General features: G+C 69.2%; 11 protein-coding genes and 2 pseudogenes. All 13 read right to left on the bottom strand.

From position 1 onward, the window contains the following. Positions 1-57: 57 nt before the first annotated feature. The gene (locus BM060_RS09930; protein ID WP_074979611.1) at positions 58-1,980 is read right to left on the bottom strand and encodes a propionyl-CoA synthetase; all 1,923 of its coding nucleotides are present in this window, start codon (positions 1,978-1,980) and stop codon (positions 58-60) included. A 141-nt stretch (positions 1,981-2,121) separates the two neighbouring features. Beyond that, positions 2,122-3,525, bottom strand: coding sequence for an amidase (locus tag BM060_RS09925; protein ID WP_074979609.1), 1,404 nt, complete (start codon positions 3,523-3,525; stop codon positions 2,122-2,124). Then, positions 3,522-4,385: an alpha/beta fold hydrolase gene (locus tag BM060_RS09920; RefSeq protein ID WP_009619899.1), complete on the bottom strand. Its 864-nt coding sequence runs from the start codon at positions 4,383-4,385 to the stop codon at positions 3,522-3,524. The genes BM060_RS09925 and BM060_RS09920 overlap by 4 nt, the downstream gene beginning before the upstream one ends. A 57-nt stretch (positions 4,386-4,442) precedes the next feature. Further along, the gene (locus BM060_RS09915) at positions 4,443-5,777 is read right to left on the bottom strand and encodes an aromatic ring-hydroxylating dioxygenase subunit alpha (RefSeq protein ID WP_074979607.1); all 1,335 of its coding nucleotides are present in this window, start codon (positions 5,775-5,777) and stop codon (positions 4,443-4,445) included. 226 nt (positions 5,778-6,003) lie between these two features. Further along, on the bottom strand, positions 6,004-7,008 hold the full coding sequence (locus BM060_RS09910) for an AraC family transcriptional regulator (protein ID WP_074979605.1): 1,005 nt from the start codon (positions 7,006-7,008) through the stop codon (positions 6,004-6,006). Between the two features lie 426 nt (positions 7,009-7,434). Continuing rightward, positions 7,435-7,971, bottom strand: coding sequence for a cupin domain-containing protein (locus tag BM060_RS09905; protein WP_074979603.1), 537 nt, complete (start codon positions 7,969-7,971; stop codon positions 7,435-7,437). Between the two features lie 22 nt (positions 7,972-7,993). Beyond that, positions 7,994-9,100 carry an alcohol dehydrogenase catalytic domain-containing protein gene (locus BM060_RS09900; RefSeq protein ID WP_083426756.1) on the bottom strand — a complete coding sequence of 369 codons (1,107 nt, stop codon included), beginning with the start codon at positions 9,098-9,100 and terminating at the stop codon, positions 7,994-7,996. Between the two features lie 108 nt (positions 9,101-9,208). Beyond that, on the bottom strand, positions 9,209-10,468 hold the full coding sequence (locus BM060_RS09895; RefSeq protein ID WP_074979599.1) for a DUF1329 domain-containing protein: 1,260 nt from the start codon (positions 10,466-10,468) through the stop codon (positions 9,209-9,211). Between the two features lie 20 nt (positions 10,469-10,488). Then, the gene (locus tag BM060_RS09890; RefSeq protein WP_074979597.1) at positions 10,489-12,093 is read right to left on the bottom strand and encodes a DUF1302 family protein; all 1,605 of its coding nucleotides are present in this window, start codon (positions 12,091-12,093) and stop codon (positions 10,489-10,491) included. Positions 12,094-12,162: 69 nt separating this feature from the next. Beyond that, positions 12,163-14,550, bottom strand: a complete 2,388-nt coding sequence (locus tag BM060_RS09885) for an efflux RND transporter permease subunit (RefSeq protein ID WP_074979595.1) — start codon at positions 14,548-14,550, stop codon at positions 12,163-12,165. A 31-nt stretch (positions 14,551-14,581) separates the two neighbouring features. After that, a complete protein-coding gene (locus tag BM060_RS09880) occupies positions 14,582-15,640 on the bottom strand; it encodes a WD40/YVTN/BNR-like repeat-containing protein (protein ID WP_074979701.1) in 1,059 nt (352 codons plus the stop codon). A gap of 221 nt (positions 15,641-15,861) precedes the next feature. Continuing rightward, positions 15,862-16,386, bottom strand: a pseudogene (locus BM060_RS33700) (methyl-accepting chemotaxis protein); the annotation flags it as partial. A 171-nt stretch (positions 16,387-16,557) separates the two neighbouring features. Continuing rightward, a pseudogene (locus BM060_RS33695) lies at positions 16,558-17,028 on the bottom strand (HAMP domain-containing protein); the annotation flags it as partial. Between the last annotated feature and the right edge of the window lie 200 nt (positions 17,029-17,228).

The raw sequence follows: 17,228 nt of genomic DNA, 5'->3' as shown, positions 1-17,228 counted from the left end.
CTCCCCTTCGAAGGTGGGGCGGATGGTCCCGTGCGGGAACCTCCGCCGGGGTACGTTTCAGCGTTTGCCCAGCGCCGCGGCGATTTCGTCGAGCACCCGCGGGTCGTCGATCGTCGCCGGCACCACGGGCGTCTGGCCATCGGCGAGGGCCCGCATGGTGGAGCGCAGCACCTTGCCCGAGCGCGTCTTCGGCAGGCGCGCGACTATCAGCACGGTCTTGAACGAGGCCACCGCGCCGATCTGCTCGCGCACCCGCGCGATCAGCTCCCGTTCGAGGTCCTCCGCCGGGCGCCGGACGCCGGCCTTGAGCACCACCAGGCCCAGGGGCAACTGCCCCTTGAGCGGGTCGGCGACGCCGATGACCGCGCATTCGGCGACGTCCGCGTGCCCGGCCAGCGCCTCCTCCATCGCCCCGGTCGAGAGGCGGTGGCCGGCCACGTTGATGATGTCGTCGATGCGCGACATGATCCAGGCGTAGCCGTCGGCGTCGAGGTAGCCGGCATCGCCGGTCAGGTAGTAGCCGGGGTAGCGCGCCAGGTAGTTGTCGAGGTAGCCCTGCACGTCGTTCCACAGCGTCGGCAGGGTGCCCGGCGGCAGCGGCAGCTTCAGCACCAGGTTGCCGATCTGCCCGGCGGCGACCGGCGCGCCCTCGGCGTCGAGCGCCTGCAGGTCGAACCCCGGCACCGGCACGCTGGATGAGCCCGGCTTGACCGGCAGCGCCTCGATGCCCTGGCAGTTGGCGATGGCCGGCCAGCCCAGTTCGGTCTGCCACCAGTGGTCGACCACCGGCACGCCGAGCAGCGACTGCGCCCAAGCGATGGTGTCGGCGTCGGAACGCTCGCCGGCGAGGAACAGCGCCCGCAGGCAGCCGATGTCGTGGTCCCGCAGCCGCTCGCCTTGAGGGTCTTCCTTCTTGATCGCCCGCAGCGCGGTGGGCGCGGTGAAGAAGGTGCTGACGCGGTGCTGGGCGATCACCCGCCAGAACGCCCCGGCATCCGGCGTGCCCACCGGCTTGCCTTCGTAGAGCAGCGTCGTGCAGCCGAGCAGCAGCGGCGCATAGACGATATAGGAATGGCCGACCACCCAGCCGACGTCGGAGGCGGCCCAGAAGACTTCGCCCGGCTTCGCCGCGTACACCGCGCGCATCGAGTAATGCAGGGCCACGGCATGGCCGCCGTGGTCGCGCACCACGCCCTTGGGCTTGCCGGTGGTGCCGGAGGTGTAGAGCACGTACAGCGGGTCGGTGGCCGCGACCGGCACGCAGTCCACCGGCTGCGCGGCAGCCATGGCCGCGTACCAGTCGAGGTCCCGCCCGGGAACCAGTTCGGCCCGCAGCTGCGGGCGCTGCAGCAGGATGCAGTGCGCGGGCTTGTGCGCCGACAGCGCGATGGCCTGGTCCAGCAGCGGCTTGTAGGCCAGCGTGTGGGTCGGCTCGATGCCGCAGGAGGCCGTCACCACCAGTTTCGGCTGCGCGTCCTCGATGCGCTTGGCCAGCTCCGGCGCGGCGAAGCCGCCGAACACCACCGAATGCACCGCGCCGATCCGCGCGCAGGCGAGCATGGCGATCAGCGCCTCGGGCACCATCGGCATGTAGATGACCACGCGGTCCGAGCGCTCCACGCCCAGTGCCCGCAGGCAGCCGGCGAAGCGCGCCACCAGGTCGCGCAGCTCGCGGTAGCTGTAGGTTTCGCAGCGGCCGGTGACCGGGCTGTCGTAGATCAGCGCGGCCTGCTCGGCGCGCCCGCCCTCGACGTGGCGGTCGAGGGCGTTGTAGCAGGTGTTGAACTCGGCCCCGGCGAACCAGCGGTACAGGGGCGCCCGGCTTTCATCGAGCACCTCGTCCCAGGGGCGGTGCCAGTGCAGGTGCCGCGCCTGCTCGGCCCAGAATGCCCGCGGCTCCGCCAGCGAACGGCGGTGCTCCTGGCGGTAGTGGCTGTCGTCTTCCTGCCCGGCGCTGGGGCACGCATGGATTTCGTTCATTTTGTTGTTCTCTGGGTTGCATCCGGGCCCGTACCCGCCGCGGGAAACACGGCGCCGCAGGCTCAGCCCGATCTTATGAACCGCCCCCACCCCGCACACTCCCGTGGGCGGGGCCTTTATCCCGGCAGCGCAGGAAAACGCTCAGATGCCCGGTGGATGCCTGCGGTGCCAGTCGCTCACCTTCTGCAGCGCCATGCCCGCCCGGCACAGCACGGCCTCGCCGCCCTTGCCGGCGATGAACTGGCACCCCAGCGGCAGGCCTTGCGGGGTGAAGCCGCAGGGCAGGCTCAGGCACGGATGGCCGCTGACGTTGAAGGGCGCGGTGAACTGGATCAGCCGGCGATTGGCCTCCGCGTCCAGCGCCAGGGCCGCCAGTTGCTCGTGGCTCGGCGCCGCGTAGGGCTGCACCGGGGCCAGCAGCAGGTCGACCTGGGTCAGCAGGCTTTCCAGCTCGCCAGTGAAGCGCTGCGCGGCGAGCAGGATGCGCTGGTAGTCCATGCCCGAAAGCGCCCGCCCGCCGTCGATCAGGCGGCTCAGCGCCGGCCCGTATTCCGCTGCGTGTCGCGGGTAGGTGGCGGCATGGGCGACGGCGGTCTGCACGCCGCAATGGGCCTCCCAGTTGGCGCTCACCGCGCGGGTGTCGGGCATGCGCACGCGCAGCAGCTTGCCGCCGCCCTGCAGGACGATCTCCATGACCTGCTGCAGCGCCCGCTGGATCAGCGGGTCGACGCCGTCGCTCAGCCAGGCCTCGTCCACGCCGATGCGCAGGCCCTGGAACGACTCGTCCAGGCCGGGAATCTCCAGGCACACGCTGGGCAGCGAGGTGGGGTCCTGCGGGTCGTGGCCGGCGATGGTCGACAGCAGGAACAGCGCATCGCGCGCGCTGCGGGTGATCGGGCCGATGTGGTCGAGGCTGGCGGCCAGCTCGAAGCAGCCATGCCGGCTGACCCGCCCCCAGGTCGGCTTCAGCCCGGTCAGGCCATTGGCCGCGCAGGGGAAGCGGATCGAGCCGCCGCTGTCGCTGCCCAGCGAGGCGTAGCAGAGCCCGGCGGCGGTGGCCACCCCGCAGCCGCTGGAGGACGCGCCCGCCCAGTGCCCGGCATGCCAGGGGTTGTTCGGCGCGACCAGGCTCGGGTGGTGGATGGCGAAGGCGCCCTCGGTCATCTGCAGCTTGCCCAGCAGCACCGCGCCGGCCTCGCGCAGGCGCGCGACCACGGTGGCGTCCTGCTGCGGCACGCGGCCGCGCAGCAGCGGCATGCCGGCGCAGGTCGGCACCCCGGCGGTGTCGAAGAGGTCCTTCACCGCGATGGGGATGCCATGCAGCGGGCTGCGGCATTCGCCGCGCATCAGCTCGCGCTCCGCCTGGCGGGCCTGTTCCAGGGCCAGCTCGGCGGTGACGCAGGCGTAGCTGTGCAGCTGCGGCTCCAGGCGTTCGATGCGCGCCAGCTGCGCCTCGACCACCTCCACCGGCGACAGCTTGCCGCTGCGGATCAGCCGCGACAGCTCGTACATTTCCAGGTAGTGCAGTTCGCTCAAGGCGTTCATTCGTGCCCTCCGATGAAGGTCAGCGCCAGCGCATTGAACTCGTCTGGCGCCTCACTCTGCAGGTGGTGCGCCAGGTTGCCCAGCACGTGCAGGCGGGCGTCGGCGAACTGGTTGAGCATCAGCATCGGTACGTCGACGCCGCCGAACCAGTCGTGCAGCCCCCAGCAGATCAGCGTCGGCGCCAGCACCCGGGAGAACACCGGCATCAGGTTCTCCCACTCGCCGAAGGCCCCGGGGGTCTGCAGCAGCGCGATGAAGCCGGGGTTGGCGCTGGCCTCGAAGCGCAGGCGCAGGGTCTCCTCGTCGAGGCGGGCGTCGTCATGCAGCTCGTAGCGGCGCATCAGCGCCGCCATCTTGTCCAGGCTCGGCCCGCCGTCGGCCAGGTAGTAGTCGCTTATCAGCCCGGCGGCGTGCTTGCTGAACAGCGGCAATGGCTGCATCACCCCGCGCTCCACCGGTTGCGAGCCGATCAGCAGCAGGCTGCCGACGCGCTCGGGATGCTCGGCGGCGAAGCGGATCGCCACGCAGCCGCCGAAGGACTGGTTGACCAGGTGCGCCCGGGCGATGCCCAGCGCATCCATGAAGCCCAGCAGCTTGCGCGCGTGCCAGCTGAAGACCGGGCCCTGCACCGGCACCATCGCGGACTGGCCGAACTGCGCCAGGTCGAGGAAATAGCAGCGGTGCCGCGCGCAGAAGGCCGCGGCGCTGAGGCGGAAGTTGCTCCAGGCGGTGCAGCCGGGGCCGCCGCCGTGGGTGAAGATCACCGGCGGGCGGTCGCTGGGGCCCTCGACCAGACGGTAGTGCAGGCGCACGCCGTCCAGCGTGACGAAATGGCTGCTGGAGCCGGGTATCTGCGGCATGGGGGTTCCCCTGGGAAGGTGACCCGGCCTGCAGCGCAGGCCGGGTCGGGCTGGCGGTCAGTCCTTGATCTGCTCGACCTTGTACCCCGGGCGCTTGCCGTCGGCGGTCTGCTTGAAGATCAGGCTGGTGTCCTTGACCGCGCCGGCCACGCCGCGGCCGGGCTTGGCGATGCCGCGGTTCCAGCGCGAGGCCAGCTTGCGCCAGGTGATCGGCGAGACGTCGGTGGCGACCAGTTGTTCCTCGTCCCAGCCGGTGCCGTCGTAGTAGAAGTTCTGCATGGCCTCGCGGGCGTACAGGTCGCAGTCGTTGAAGCCGTGCAGGCACAGCGGCTCGTAGACGCGGTCGAAGCGGTACTGGTGCTTGGTCCGCTCTTCCTCGGTGTTGCACACGCGGACGATGATTTCCCAGTACTCGTGGGTGTCGTCGGTGATGGGCACGTACCACTCGTACTGCGCCATGTGGTCGCCCGGCCAGTTCTCCACCATCAGCACGCCCGGCAGCACCACCGAGGTGCGGTAGAAGCGGCCGTTGACGCCCTCGACCTTCAGGCCCAGTTCCTTGTTCTCCAGCACCGGCGCCCACTTGTCGGTGAACAGCCACTGCATCAGGCCTTTCGGGCCGTTCTCCTCCTCCACCACGCTGATGCAGTCGTCGCCGGTGGGCAGCAGGCCCAGCGGCAGGACCCAGTCCATGGCGTGGACGATGGTGTTGTCCTTGTGCACCAGGATGTGCGCGTTGTCGAAGCCGTTCTCGCAGGCGATGCGCCAGTTGCCGAAGCCGGTGCGGTGCATGCCCAGCACCATCGCGTTGTCGTCCAGCAGGCTCGGCGAGGCCGGCCACAGCGGGTGCGGGAACTGCTCGCTGCGCTCGGGGAAGCGGAACGGCAGGTCCTGAGCCAGGGGCGGCACGTCCTCGTCCGGGTAGTCGTCCTCGCGGACGAAGACGAAGATCATGCCGTTGACTTCGTGCACCGGATAGGTGGTGACGCCGGTGGTGCCGATCAGCTTGTCGTCCGGGTTGGCGACGATGGTCACCAGCTTGCCGCTCTCCAGGTCGAAGGTGAAGCCGTGGTACCAGCAGGAGATGGTGTTCTTGGTGAAGCACATGGGTTTTTCCGAGAGCCGCACGCCACGGTGCAGGCACTGGTCCTTGAGGGCGAACACCTTGCCGTTGGCGCGGCGCAGCACGATGGGGATGCCGCAGATCTGGATGCCCTCGACCTGGTCCTCCACCAGCTCGTGGCTGAACAGCGCCGGGTACCAGTGGTTGATGAAGCCCCAGGCCGCGTCCTTGTAGGGCTGGTACTGGCTCTGGGTCTTGGCGTTGTTGACGCGGGCATCGCTGATGCCGGTCTTGACCTGGCGGCGGCGGATGATCGGTTGCTCGGACATGAAGGGACTCCCCATTGGCTGACTGGACAGGCGCCGCGCCATGCGGCGCGCTTGCGGGCCATCCTAGAAAGCCGCTCCCCGGCTGACGCTCCCGCAACCGAGGGCGTTATCCCCCCAGCGCAGAAAAAGCGCACGGGTTACAGGGGCATGGGGAAAGGGGCTGGGCGAGACTCAGGTGCGGGCGGGAAGGCAGTGCGGGGAAGGGGGACGTCCGTGTCCGCGGTGTTCAACGGGCCAGGGTTTCCGAGGGGCTTTCGCCGAAGCGGCGCTTGTAGTCGGTGGTGAAGTGGCCGAGGTGGCTGAACCCCCAGCGGAAGGCCACGGCGGTGACCGTGGTGTTGCCCGGGGACTGGCGCTGCAGTTCCTCCTGGACGTGGCGCAGGCGCACTTCCTTCAGGTACAGCATCGGCGAGGTGTTGCGGTAGCGGCGGAAACCGGTGAACAGCGAGCGGCTGCTGACGCCGGCGTGCTCCGCCATGTCGATGATGGAGATCGGCTCGTGGGCGTGCTCCTCGATGTAGCGCTCGACCTTCTTGACGAAGGACGGGGCGATCACCGGCCCCTCGCTGGCGAGCATTTCCGCGCTGTAGTTGTGCGGCTGGCAGGCCAGCAGCACGTTCACCAGCGACTGCTCGAACTGCGCGGCCAGCAGCGGCGAGGGCTCACCGTCGTCGGCGGAGAGGCTGTCGTAGATCCAGCCGACGGTGCGCATCCAGCAGCGCCCCTGCGGCGTGTCCAGCGGCATGGCCGGCTGGAATTCCAGTTCCTTGCGCAGCATGCGCCCCAGGTGCTGCTGGCAGTTGCGCTCCAGCAGGCTGGTGTCGATGCGGATGATCAGTTTCTCGGTGCTGTTGCTGTGGTTGATCCGCGACGGCAGGTGGGCGTTGAGCACCGAGCCCATGTGCACGTTGGAAAGCACGCGCTGGTTGCCGCACTCGATCTGTTCCTGCCCGCAGATCGGCATCTGCACCAGGGTGAAGGTGTCGAGTTCGCCGGGCTCGATGGTGATGTCGCCGCCATAGCTCATGCGCCCCATGCCGATGCTGCCCAGGCGCCGGTAGTAGATGCGGGTGTTGAGCGAGCTGTTGGCGTCCAGGCTGGACAGGCGGTTCTCGCAGAATATGCGCTCCCCGCACTTGCGGGCCTCCTCCAGGTCCTGGGTGCGACAGACTTCGTAGCGCGACAGGACGACGTCCGGTGGTACCGCGGGGGAAAAGAACAGGCGTTCCATATAGCACCCTCCTCCGCCCGGGCACGCGACCGGGCAGGCTCTCACGTTTTATTCGGTGCGCGGCGTCGGGGACTGCGCACCATTATTGTTATCGCGACCAGGACCGGCCGACCGCTGCGGCGCAGCCCAACCGGGGTGCGTCACGCATCGCTGCGGTGCGGCGGGCGGCGCCTGGGCGCCGCCCGGCCGGTACGCGGGGCCAGCAGCGCCGGGGCGCGCTGTCACCGCATCGGGTATCCCGGGCCGTCCTCCCATGCAGATGCAATAAGCACGCCCACCGGCCAGGCCGAGCCATGGAAACGGACGGCCGGGAAAGGTCTTGCAGCTACGCGCCGGGGGCCTTTTCCCAGGGCGCTCTAGGATGATGTTCTCTGGCCAGGGGCAACGCCCCGGGCCGCTTTCGGCGCACCTCGCCGGACGGGCGCGTCAGCGCCGCGCGCCGACCATCACGAAGAGCATTCGCGCCGCAGTGTTACCGGTGTTACGCCAGGCGTGCCGGGTACCCGACTGGACCACCACATCGCCCTGGCGCAGATGGGTACTGCGCCCCTCGTCGAGTTCCAGGAGCAGCTCCCCTTCCAGCACCACGCCGTAGTCGATGCTGTCGGTGCGGTGGAAGCCGGGATGCTCGGCCTCGAACAGCTCCGCCATGCCCGGCAGCCGCGCGCGCATCTCGTCGAGAGCGGCGGCGGCGTCAACCGCCTCGACGGGCACATCCTGCTGCGGCGGGAAGGTCACCAGCATGACGCTGGTGCCGCCCGGCACCGGCAGCACCGAGGCCACGCCCAGGGCCGGGTCCCCGGGGCTGGCGAGGATCCGCGGCTCGGCGCCGGTCTGCCACACCAGCGCCGCGGAGAAGCCCGGGGAATGGACGAACGGCTCGGTGCCGGCGAGCGGGCCCTGGCTGTCGATCTGCGAAAGGCCGCGGCTGTCGTGGCCGGTCACGATGCGATTCACGTGCATGGTCGGGTCTTCCCTCGGTTGTTCATTCGTGCGCGATGTGGAAGTTGACGAAGCCGCTGGCCTGCGCCTGGATGTCTTCCAGCGCCTCGTTCAGGCGCTCCAGGGGGTAGGCCCGCTCCTCCAGCACGGACAGGTCGAGCACGCCCGAGTCGATCATGCTGGCCATCTCCTCGCCTTCGGCCGGGGTGAACCAGAGCGAGCCGATGTACTGCAGCTGCGCGCACATGAAGGGATGCGGGTCGATGGGGATGGGGCCGGCCACGCCGCCGATCTGCACGATGCGCCCGCCGCGGCCGACCGCCTGCATCGCCTCCACCGAGAGCGACGCCGGGGCCTTGGCGCCGAGGGTGTCGAGCATGGCGTCGACGCCGCCGGGAAGCTGTTCCAGCACCTGCTCGTGGACGCTGCGCTCGCCGATGCGGATCGGCACGATACGCTGCGGCGCCAGCGCCCGCAGGCGTTCCAGGGCGGCAACGTCACGCGCGGCGACCAGCACCTGCGAGGCGCCGAAGGCCAGGGCCAGGAGCGCCGCGCCGACGCCCAGGGTGCCGGAGGCGCCGAGGACCAGGATGCTCTGCCCCGGGCGCAGGCCGGACTTGCGGATCGCCGAGTAGGCGGTGCCCAGGTAGCCGAAGCGGGTGGCCTGGGAGAAGCTCAGGCGTTGCGGCAGGCGCACCAGGTTGTTCGCCGGCGCGGTCATGTACTGGCCGTAGCCGGCATAGGGGTAGCGCTCGAAGATCGCCTGCGAGCCGGGGCCGAAGCCGAAGTAGCCGAGGAAGGTGTATGCCGAGCAGCGCGGCGTCTCGCCCTGCCGGCAATGGCGGCATTCGCCGCAGCCGACGCCGGGGTTGACGTAGACGCGGTCGCCCGGCTCGAAGGCGCTGACCGCCGAGCCGACCGCGGCGACCACCCCGGCGGAATCCAGGCCGAAGGTCGCCGGCAACGCCGGCAGCGGCAGGAAGGGATACCACTCGGGGAAGTAGGTGGTGACGTTCTTCAGGTTGGGGATGATCCCGCTGGCCTCGACCTTCACCAGCACGTCATGGGGGCCAGGGGCCGGCCGGGGTAGTTCGTCGATGCGGAATCGTCCGCCGATCTCGTGCAGGCGCGCGGCCTTCATGGTCGACATGCTCGTGTTCTCCGAAGGGCCCGGCGCCGCCGTTGCGGCGCAGGGCCCGGGGTGGCAGGAAAAAGGGGGCGGCGTCCGTGCCGCACTGAAACTGTTGCGCTCTCGCCGTCAGCGGCCGGCGGCCTGCAGGGTCTGCAGCGAGAAATTGCTGGCCTTGGCCGGGAAGTTGGTCTTCCAGCTGGCGGTGTCGATCAGCGAGACCGTGGCGTGGTTGCGCTGGAAGTCGATGATCGCGCCGGCGGTGGTGCGCACGTCGCCATCGGCGATGTTGGAATAGGAATGGAATTCCATGAACTTCCAGAACTCGCCCTTGCGGTCGTAGGCCTCGGCGTAATAGAAGCGCGGGTACTTCACGTCCATGTACAGCACCTTCTTGCTGTAGGGGTGGATGGACGGGGTGATGGCTTCGATCACGTAGACCTCGCGCGGCTCGAAGTTGTTGTTGTTCATGTTCCAGTACGGCGGCTGGTCGTCGAGCACCGGGTACTTCTCGGCCGGCGTCTTGCCGTCGGTCTTCCACAGGCCGGTCTTGCTGTTGGCCACGGCGAGCACCCAGCGCGTGCCCAGCAGCTTGTACTGCGGGTACCAGCAGGGGCGCGCGTTGAACACGTCCAGGTCGTCCTGCAGCTGGTCGGAGGAGCCGACCGGGTCCATCCAGGCGCCGCCGGACAGGCGGCGGACGCGGCGCACCGCGGGGATGTAGGCCCAGACGTCGTTGACCTTGTCCGAGTCGTACATCTGCGTGTAGGTCCCCAGCCCCTTCATGTCCGAGGGCGACTTGAAGTACAGCAGCTGGCGGCCGCGCTCGCTGCCGTCGCCTTCCACCGCCTGGTCGCCGGTCAGGCGGCCCTTCATCGAGTAGCGGCTGAACTCGGCCACCGGCTCGGCGTGGATGCCCTTCTTGCCGTCGATCAGCAGCTGGGTGAACTGCGGGACCTGGGAGACGTCGCCCACCAGTTGCCCCAGGTGCCAGTTCCAGATGAGCTTTTCCGCGGCCTGCGGGTCCTTGGCGTCGATGTTCGGGAAGGGCTCGCCGGCGCCCCAGTTGTCCACCCGGCAGGCCTCCTTGTTGATCACCGTCTTGCCGGCGTTGGCCTGGGACGCCTTGACCCAGCGCGGGTCGAGCTTGACCTCCTGGGACTTGGCCAGCGGCAGTTTCCAGCCGGTGTTGCGGATCCGCCATTCCATCTTCTCGGTCAGCAGGCTGGCGATGCTGTGGCCTTCGAAGGTGTCGTTCTTCACCTGGTCGAGGTTGGCCGCGGAGATCACCGTCCCCGGCGCCAGTTCGGCGGCGCAGGACAGGAGCGGGGCCAGGCAGGCGATGGCCAGGCCCAGGGTGCGTTGCAAAGCGAGTGGTGCGCGTTTCATGGTCAGGTCTCCACTGCGGATCAGAACAGGTAGGTCAGGCTGGTGTAGAGCTGGTCGCGGTTGTGGAAGTAGCCGAACAGCGTGGTCTTGTCGCAGGTGGCGGCATTGCCCGGGGTGCACTTGTCGCCATCGCGCCAGGCGTCGTCCCAGAAAGCGTCGTACTCGACCTTCCAGCGCCACTTGCTGGACAGCTCGAAGGTGACCGAGGGCACCGCGAAGCCGCCGTTGTTGCTCAGGTCGGCGCCCAGCACCAGTTGCGGGCGGATGCGCCCGCTGTCGTAGCTGAGGTCGAAGATGGTGGTGGCCAGCACCGAGTGCTCCTTGACCTTGCCGCCCCAGCCGACGCTGTAGAGCAGTTGGTCGTCGGAGTCGTAGTTCTGCACCCATTTGTCGAACAGCTGGACGGAGAAGAACATCGGTTTCTCGGTGCCCAGCAGGCTCTGGGTGGCGGCGATGTTCTTGTCCATGCGCAGCATCAGCGCGACCACGTTCTTGGTCTGGAAGCCGTCGAAGCCCGGGGCGATGTTCTGGCTGAGCGGGGTCGGCACCGGCAGCGCGATCTGGTAGGGCGCGTCCTTGATGTACGCCACCTCGGTGCTGAACACCGCATCGGCCGCGTCGGAATAGCGGCTGGCGGTGAAGCCGTAGATGTTGACGATCGGGTAGATGATCTCGCCGGCCAGGCCCTTGGTCTGCTCGGTGCCGACGGTGTCGGCCCCGGACGGCACATTGGGCAGGCCGAACAGCGCCAGGTTGTTGGAGGCGTTGAGGATCGGCGAGTTGTAGAAGGTGCGCAGGTAGGACAGCGAGTAGTTGGTGTCGCCGAGCATGCCGCTCCAGCGCAGGCCGCCGGTCCAGTGGCGGTAGTCGCCCGCGTTGTTCTCGTAGTTGTAGGGGTCGATGTTGCGGAAGTCGACTCCGGCATAGGGCTGGCTCGACCAGCGCGCGCCGTAGATGTCCAGCTCGCTGCCGATGTCCTGCTTGCGGTCCAGCCCCGGCCGCACGAAGGCCTCGATGCCGCCGTCGGCCTCGGGCACGTCGACGTTCACCTTGACGATGTTGTTGGTCTTGCGCAGTTCCTCGTTGGCCGGTTCGAGGAAGCTGCGCCAGGTGTAGTCGAAACCGTGCACCAGGTCGTTGGCGGCGAAGAAGTCGGTCTCGCCCCAGGCGATCTGCTGCTTGCCGATGCGGAAGCGGGTGCGTTCGCCGACCGGGAAGTCGATGTACAGCTCGCGGATTTCCTCCTTGTCGTAGAGGTCCATGATGTCGCCGTGCTCGCCGGAGTGGTAATTGTTGGCGCCCATGTCCTCCAGGTGCTTGAGGAAGTCGGTCTTGACCTCGCGCGAGGCGCGCAGCTTGGCCACCACCGAGACCTGGTCGGTCGCCGCCCAGTCCAGGTTCAGGCGCGCGGTGCTGCGCGCCATGGACAGCTTGCCGCCGTCGCTGTAGCCGGGGGTGTCCTCCCAGTTCTTGGTGTTCCAGGACAGTTCCTCGCGCAGGTAGCCATCGACCTTGAGACTGTCGTCGGCCAGGGCCGGCACGGTCACCGGCACCAAGGCGATGGCCAGGGCGAGCTTGTGAAGTGCAACACGCGGTTGCACGCAGGAGTCGACGCTAGAGTTCACCGGATACCTCCCCAGAGGTTAAGAGCGGCCAGAAGCCATGGTTTTGGTTTTGTTGTTGTGCGTTCGCTTTCACACGGCCTGCAGCGGGGCCGGCTCCAGCGCCTGCAAGGCAGCCGCGTGCGGCTGCCCGGCGAAGATGAAACGGGGACGGAAGACGTAGATCAGCGAGGGCATCACGAACAGCGCGGAGAGCGCCGACACGCTCAGCCAGATCGCCATCAGCAGGCCCATCTCGGCCTGGAAGCGCAGCGACGAGGCCCACCACAGCAGGGTGCTGAGGATCAGCACGCTGGCGGTGACGATCACCCCCATGCCCGCGGAGTGCAGGGCCTGGCGGATGGCATGCTCGGGGCTGCTGCCGATGGCGATCTCTTCCTTCACGCGGTCGGCGATGTAGAAGGCGTAATCCACCCCCAGGCCGATGCCCAGGGCCGCCACCGGCACCGTGTTGATGTTCATGCCGATGCCCTTCCAGGCCATGAAGCTGAAGGTCAGCATGTTGGAGATGATCACCGGGACCATGAACAGCATGCCGGCGACCGCCGAGCGATAGACCAGGGTGCAGAGCACGGCCAGCACCAGCAGCGCCAGGGCGATGGCCTCGATCTGGCTGGAAAGGATGATCTCGTTGACCGCGGCCATCACCCCGATCACCCCGCCGGCCAGCTGCCAGTGCCCCTGGCTCAGGGGGTTCTCGGCGATGAACTCCTTGATCCGCGCCACCGCGGTGCGGATGGTCTCGCCCTGGCGGTCGCGGAACATCAGGGTCACCGAGCCGTTGGCGTACTGGGTGTCGGTGAAGCGGTCCATGTCGCCCGGCTCGGACACCGAGTCGAGCATGGCCACCAGGCTGCCGTTGATGGCGTCGTCGTCGCCCAGCTCCAGGTAGCGCGGGTTGCCCTCGCGCAGGCTGCTGTTGACGTGGGGCAGCACGTCGGCCAGCGACAGCGAGCCGCCGATCTCCGGCTGGGCCTCGATGAAGCGCTGGAAGCGGTTCATCGCGTGCAGCGCCTCGTTGCTCTTGACCAGCCCGGGGTGGCCGTCGTCGCCGAGCACGATGAACATCCGGTCGACGCCTTCGAAGCGGCCGTTGATCGCCGCGGAATCGAGGTTGTACTGCGCCTGCGGCCAGAGGATCGGCGAACCCGGGTTGGCGTCGCCGATCTTCAGGTTGAACGCGTACCAGCCGGCGCCCAGCACCAGCAGCAGGCTGCCGCCGAGCACCAGGTAGCGGCCGCGGGACAGCGTCACCGCGACGCTCAGGTCGAGCACCTTGCGCAGCGCCGGCAGGCAGTCGAACGGATGGGCGAAGCTGTGCGGACGGCGGATCCACGACAGCATCACCGGCGTCAGGATCACCGCGCTGACGGTCAGCGTCGAGACCCACACCACCGACAGCACCGTGAGCTTCTGCAGCATCGGGATCGGGCTCAGGGCGACCACCGCCATGCACGCGGCGTCGGCGATCACGCCCAGCATGCCCGGGCGGAACAGGTCGGCCAGGGCGACCCGCGCAGCCAGGCGCGAGACCGCCCCCGGCGGCCCGTCCGCTGGCAGCAAGGCCAGCTCGTCATCGAAACGGTTGACGATCTGCACCGAGTGGGAGACCGCCCGCGAGGTGATGAGCATCGCCACCACGATGACCAGCGGTTCGAAGTTGATCCGCAGCAGGTGGCAGATGCCCAGCGCCCAGAGCGCGCTGACCACGCCGGCGAGCAGGGGCAGGAACACCCCGCGCCAGGTGCGCAGCAGGACGAACAGCAGCACCAGGGTCACCGCCACGGCGGCCAGCACCAGGTGCAGGGTTTCCGGCACGTGGTGGTTCACCCAGCCATACAGGATGGGGTCGCCGACCAGGCGGATCTTCACGCTGCCGTCGTCGACCTTGGCGACCAGCGCGCGGATCTGCTCGAAGACCTTGGCGTAGTCCACCTGCTGGTCGATGAAGTCCACGGTGATCAGCGTCGCCTGCAGGTCCTTGGACACGTAGGGCCCGTAGACCAGCGGGTTGCGCAGCACCGCCTGCTTGAGTTCCTCCATGCCCTGGGCGCTGTCCGGCACGTCCGGCCACATCAGCGGGCGGCTCTCGATGCCCTCGGTGGAGGCGCGGACCTCCTTGAGCTTCTTCGAGGCCAGCGAGGTGATCTGGTACTGGTTGACCGCGGACACCTCGCGCAGCCCCAGGGTCACCTGGCGCACCTTCTCCAGCAGCGGGCGCTGGAAGATGTCGCCCTGCTCCACCTCGAACATGATGGTGACCATGTTCGAGCCGCCGAAGGTGTCCTTGAATTTCTCGTGGGTGCGCACGTACTCGTGGCGCGAGGGCAGCATGTCCTCGAATACGGTGCGCACCTCGATGTGCAGGGCGGACCAGCCCAGCAGCAGGGTCAGGGCCATGAGGATGCCCGCCACCCAGGTACGCCGGCGGATGCAGAAATCAGCAATGCGTTCGATCATCTCGTTGTCTCGAAGAAGTGGACGAGGCAGGTCAGGGTTTCAGCGGCGACCAGTGGCGGCCGTCCCAGCGGCCGATGCCGTCGCCGGCCAGCCAGGTCTGCTTGCCGCTGGACAGCGCGCCGGTGTGCCAGGACAGGTCGCGCGCATCCAGCGTGCCGCTGCGCCAGGCGATGTCGCCCGCGCCGACGCTGCCGGCGACCCAGCGGCCGAGGGCGCCGAAGGCCAGCCACTGCTGCTGCGCCGGGTTCCAGATCACGCTGAACAGGTGGTCATGCACGCCGAGCCCGACCGGCTGCCACTGGCGGCCGCCGTCGCGGGTCACCAGCAGCGTCCCCTCCACCCCCACCGCGACGCCATTGGCGGCATCGCGGAAGCGCACGGCCATCAGCGAGCCGGGCACCGGCGCGGGAATCTCCTCCCAGTGCGCCCCGAGGTCCTGGCTGAGCAGGATGCGGCCGAACTCGCCGACCACCACCAGGCGGCCGTCGTCCAGCAGCGCGGCATCGTTCCAGGCGACGTCCTCCTCCTCGCGCAGGCGCTGCCAGTGGGCGCCGAAGTCATGGCTGACCAGCAGCGCGCCCATCTCGCCGACGGCGATCGCCAGCCCCGCCGGGCCCACCCGCACCCGGTTGAGCTTGTTGGCCACCGCCGAGCGCGGCACCGCGTCGGCCAGGCGCCAGTGCCGGCCGGCGTCGTCGCTGTGCAGGATGACGCCGTCGTTGCCGACGGCCACCAGGTGGTTCGCGTCCCAGGCGGCGATGTCCTGCAGGGGCTTGTCGCTGGGCGTTTCCTGGCGGCTGATGCGGCCGTCGGCGGAGATGGCCAGGACCTTGCCGTTGGAGCCGCAGGCCAGGACCGTGCCGTCGGGCAGCTGGGCCAGGCCGTAGAACTGGTCGCGGCGCTCCAGGGGCGGCGGCGTGACGCTGCCGCCGACCGGCTGCGGCTTGATGAACAGGCCCGCCCAGAGCAGGCCGCCGATGATCGCCCAGGGCAGCGCCACGGCCAGCGCGTTCAGCGCGCGGCGCGGCAGGCCCGGGCCGCGGGTGCCCTGCTGCGGGGAGGATGCTTCGATGTTGATGAGTTTTGTCATAGCGTTGGATTCGCACACAAGGATGGTCTTCTGGCCGACGACCAAGGCGATTCCACTCTAGGGAAGGGGTGCCGGGGGGACTATCCCGCCACTGCAGGGGTTATCCGCTGTGCGCAGATTAGTGGCCTGGATCAACTGCACGCCGCGTGCGCCAGGGCTTCCCGGCAACGCACAAGGCCCGGCTTGCGAGGGCCGGGCCATGGGGTGCAACGCGGGAACGGCTACAGGCGGAAGCGGCTGACCAGGGCGCCCAGGCGCTCCGCCAGCGCCTGCAGGTCATGGCTGCGGCGGCGCACCTGGCCGGCGCTGCGCGAGGCGTCGTCGGCGGAGCTGGCGATCGAGGCCAGGCTGTGGGACAGCTGCTCGCTGGTGGAAGCCTGCTGGCCGGTCACGCTGGCGATCTGCTGACTCATGTCGCGCACCTGGCCGATCATCCGGGTTACGCGGTGCAAGGCCTCGCTGGCCTCGCGGGCGCTGGCGACGTTGCCCAGGGAGGTGTTGCGGCTCTTCTCGAGCATGCCGACCACGGTTCGCGTGCGCTCCTGGATCAGCGACACGCTGCGGTGCACCTCCTGGGTCGAGGTGTGCGTGCGCCGCGCCAGGGCCCGCACCTCGTCGGCGACCACGGCGAAGCCGCGCCCCTGCTCGCCGGCCCGGGCCGCCTCGATGGCGGCGTTGAGCGCCAGCAGGTTGGTCTGCCCGGCGATGTCGCGGATCACCGCCACCACGGTGCCGATGTCCTCGCTGGCCGATTCCAGTTGCCCGGTCAGGGTGCAGATCTGCTCCAGCGTCCGCGCATCCTCGGCGATGGCCTCGTTCAGGCAGGCGACCGTGGCCTGCCCGTGGCCCACGGCCTGGTCGCCCTCGCGCGTGGCCTGGGCGGCCTGGTCGGTGTTGCCGGCCACCTCCTCGATGCCCTGGGACATCTGCCGCATGGCGGTGGCCAGCTGGCCGATCTCGTCGCGCTGGGTGTCCACGCCGCGGCCGGTGACCTGGCTTTCCTCCTGCAGCGCCTGGGCGGCGCCCTGCAGGGCCTGGCTGGTCGCGGTTATCTCCTGCACCAGGGCGGCCATGATGTCGAGGAAGCGGTTGAACTCCCGGACCAGCACCGCCAGCTCGTCGCGCCCCTCGAACGGCAGGCGCGAGGACAGGTCGGCCTCCCCCGCCACCAGCTGGCGTATGGCCTTGACCACCGCGTCCAGGGGGCGCGTCATGGCGCGGCCGAGCCAGAAGACCAGCCCGCCGATCAGCGCCGCGGCCAGGCCGCCCAGCACCAGCAGCTGAATCGCCAGGGCCTTCACCCCGCCCAGCAGGGCCGCGCTGGGCAAGGCGGCGCCGAACGACCAGGGCGCGCCGGTGGCGCCTATGGCGACCGGCACCGCCAGCATGAACACCTCCTCCCCCATCGCCGGCGAGAGGAAGCGGATCGACAGCGGCTTGCCGTTGCGCACCGCGTCGATCATCGCCTGCAGGTGGTCGCCAAGGAAGTCCGACTCGGTCTCGGCGGTGTGCCGCCCGACGCGCCGGGGATCGGGATGGGCCACCAGGGTGGTGTCGTTGGCCGTCAGCGCCGCCAGGCCGACGCCCA

It is taken from the genome of Pseudomonas citronellolis, from assembly GCF_900112375.1.
GTDB lineage: Bacteria > Pseudomonadota > Gammaproteobacteria > Pseudomonadales > Pseudomonadaceae > Pseudomonas > Pseudomonas citronellolis.
This window is presented reverse-complemented; position numbering and strand designations above follow the sequence as displayed.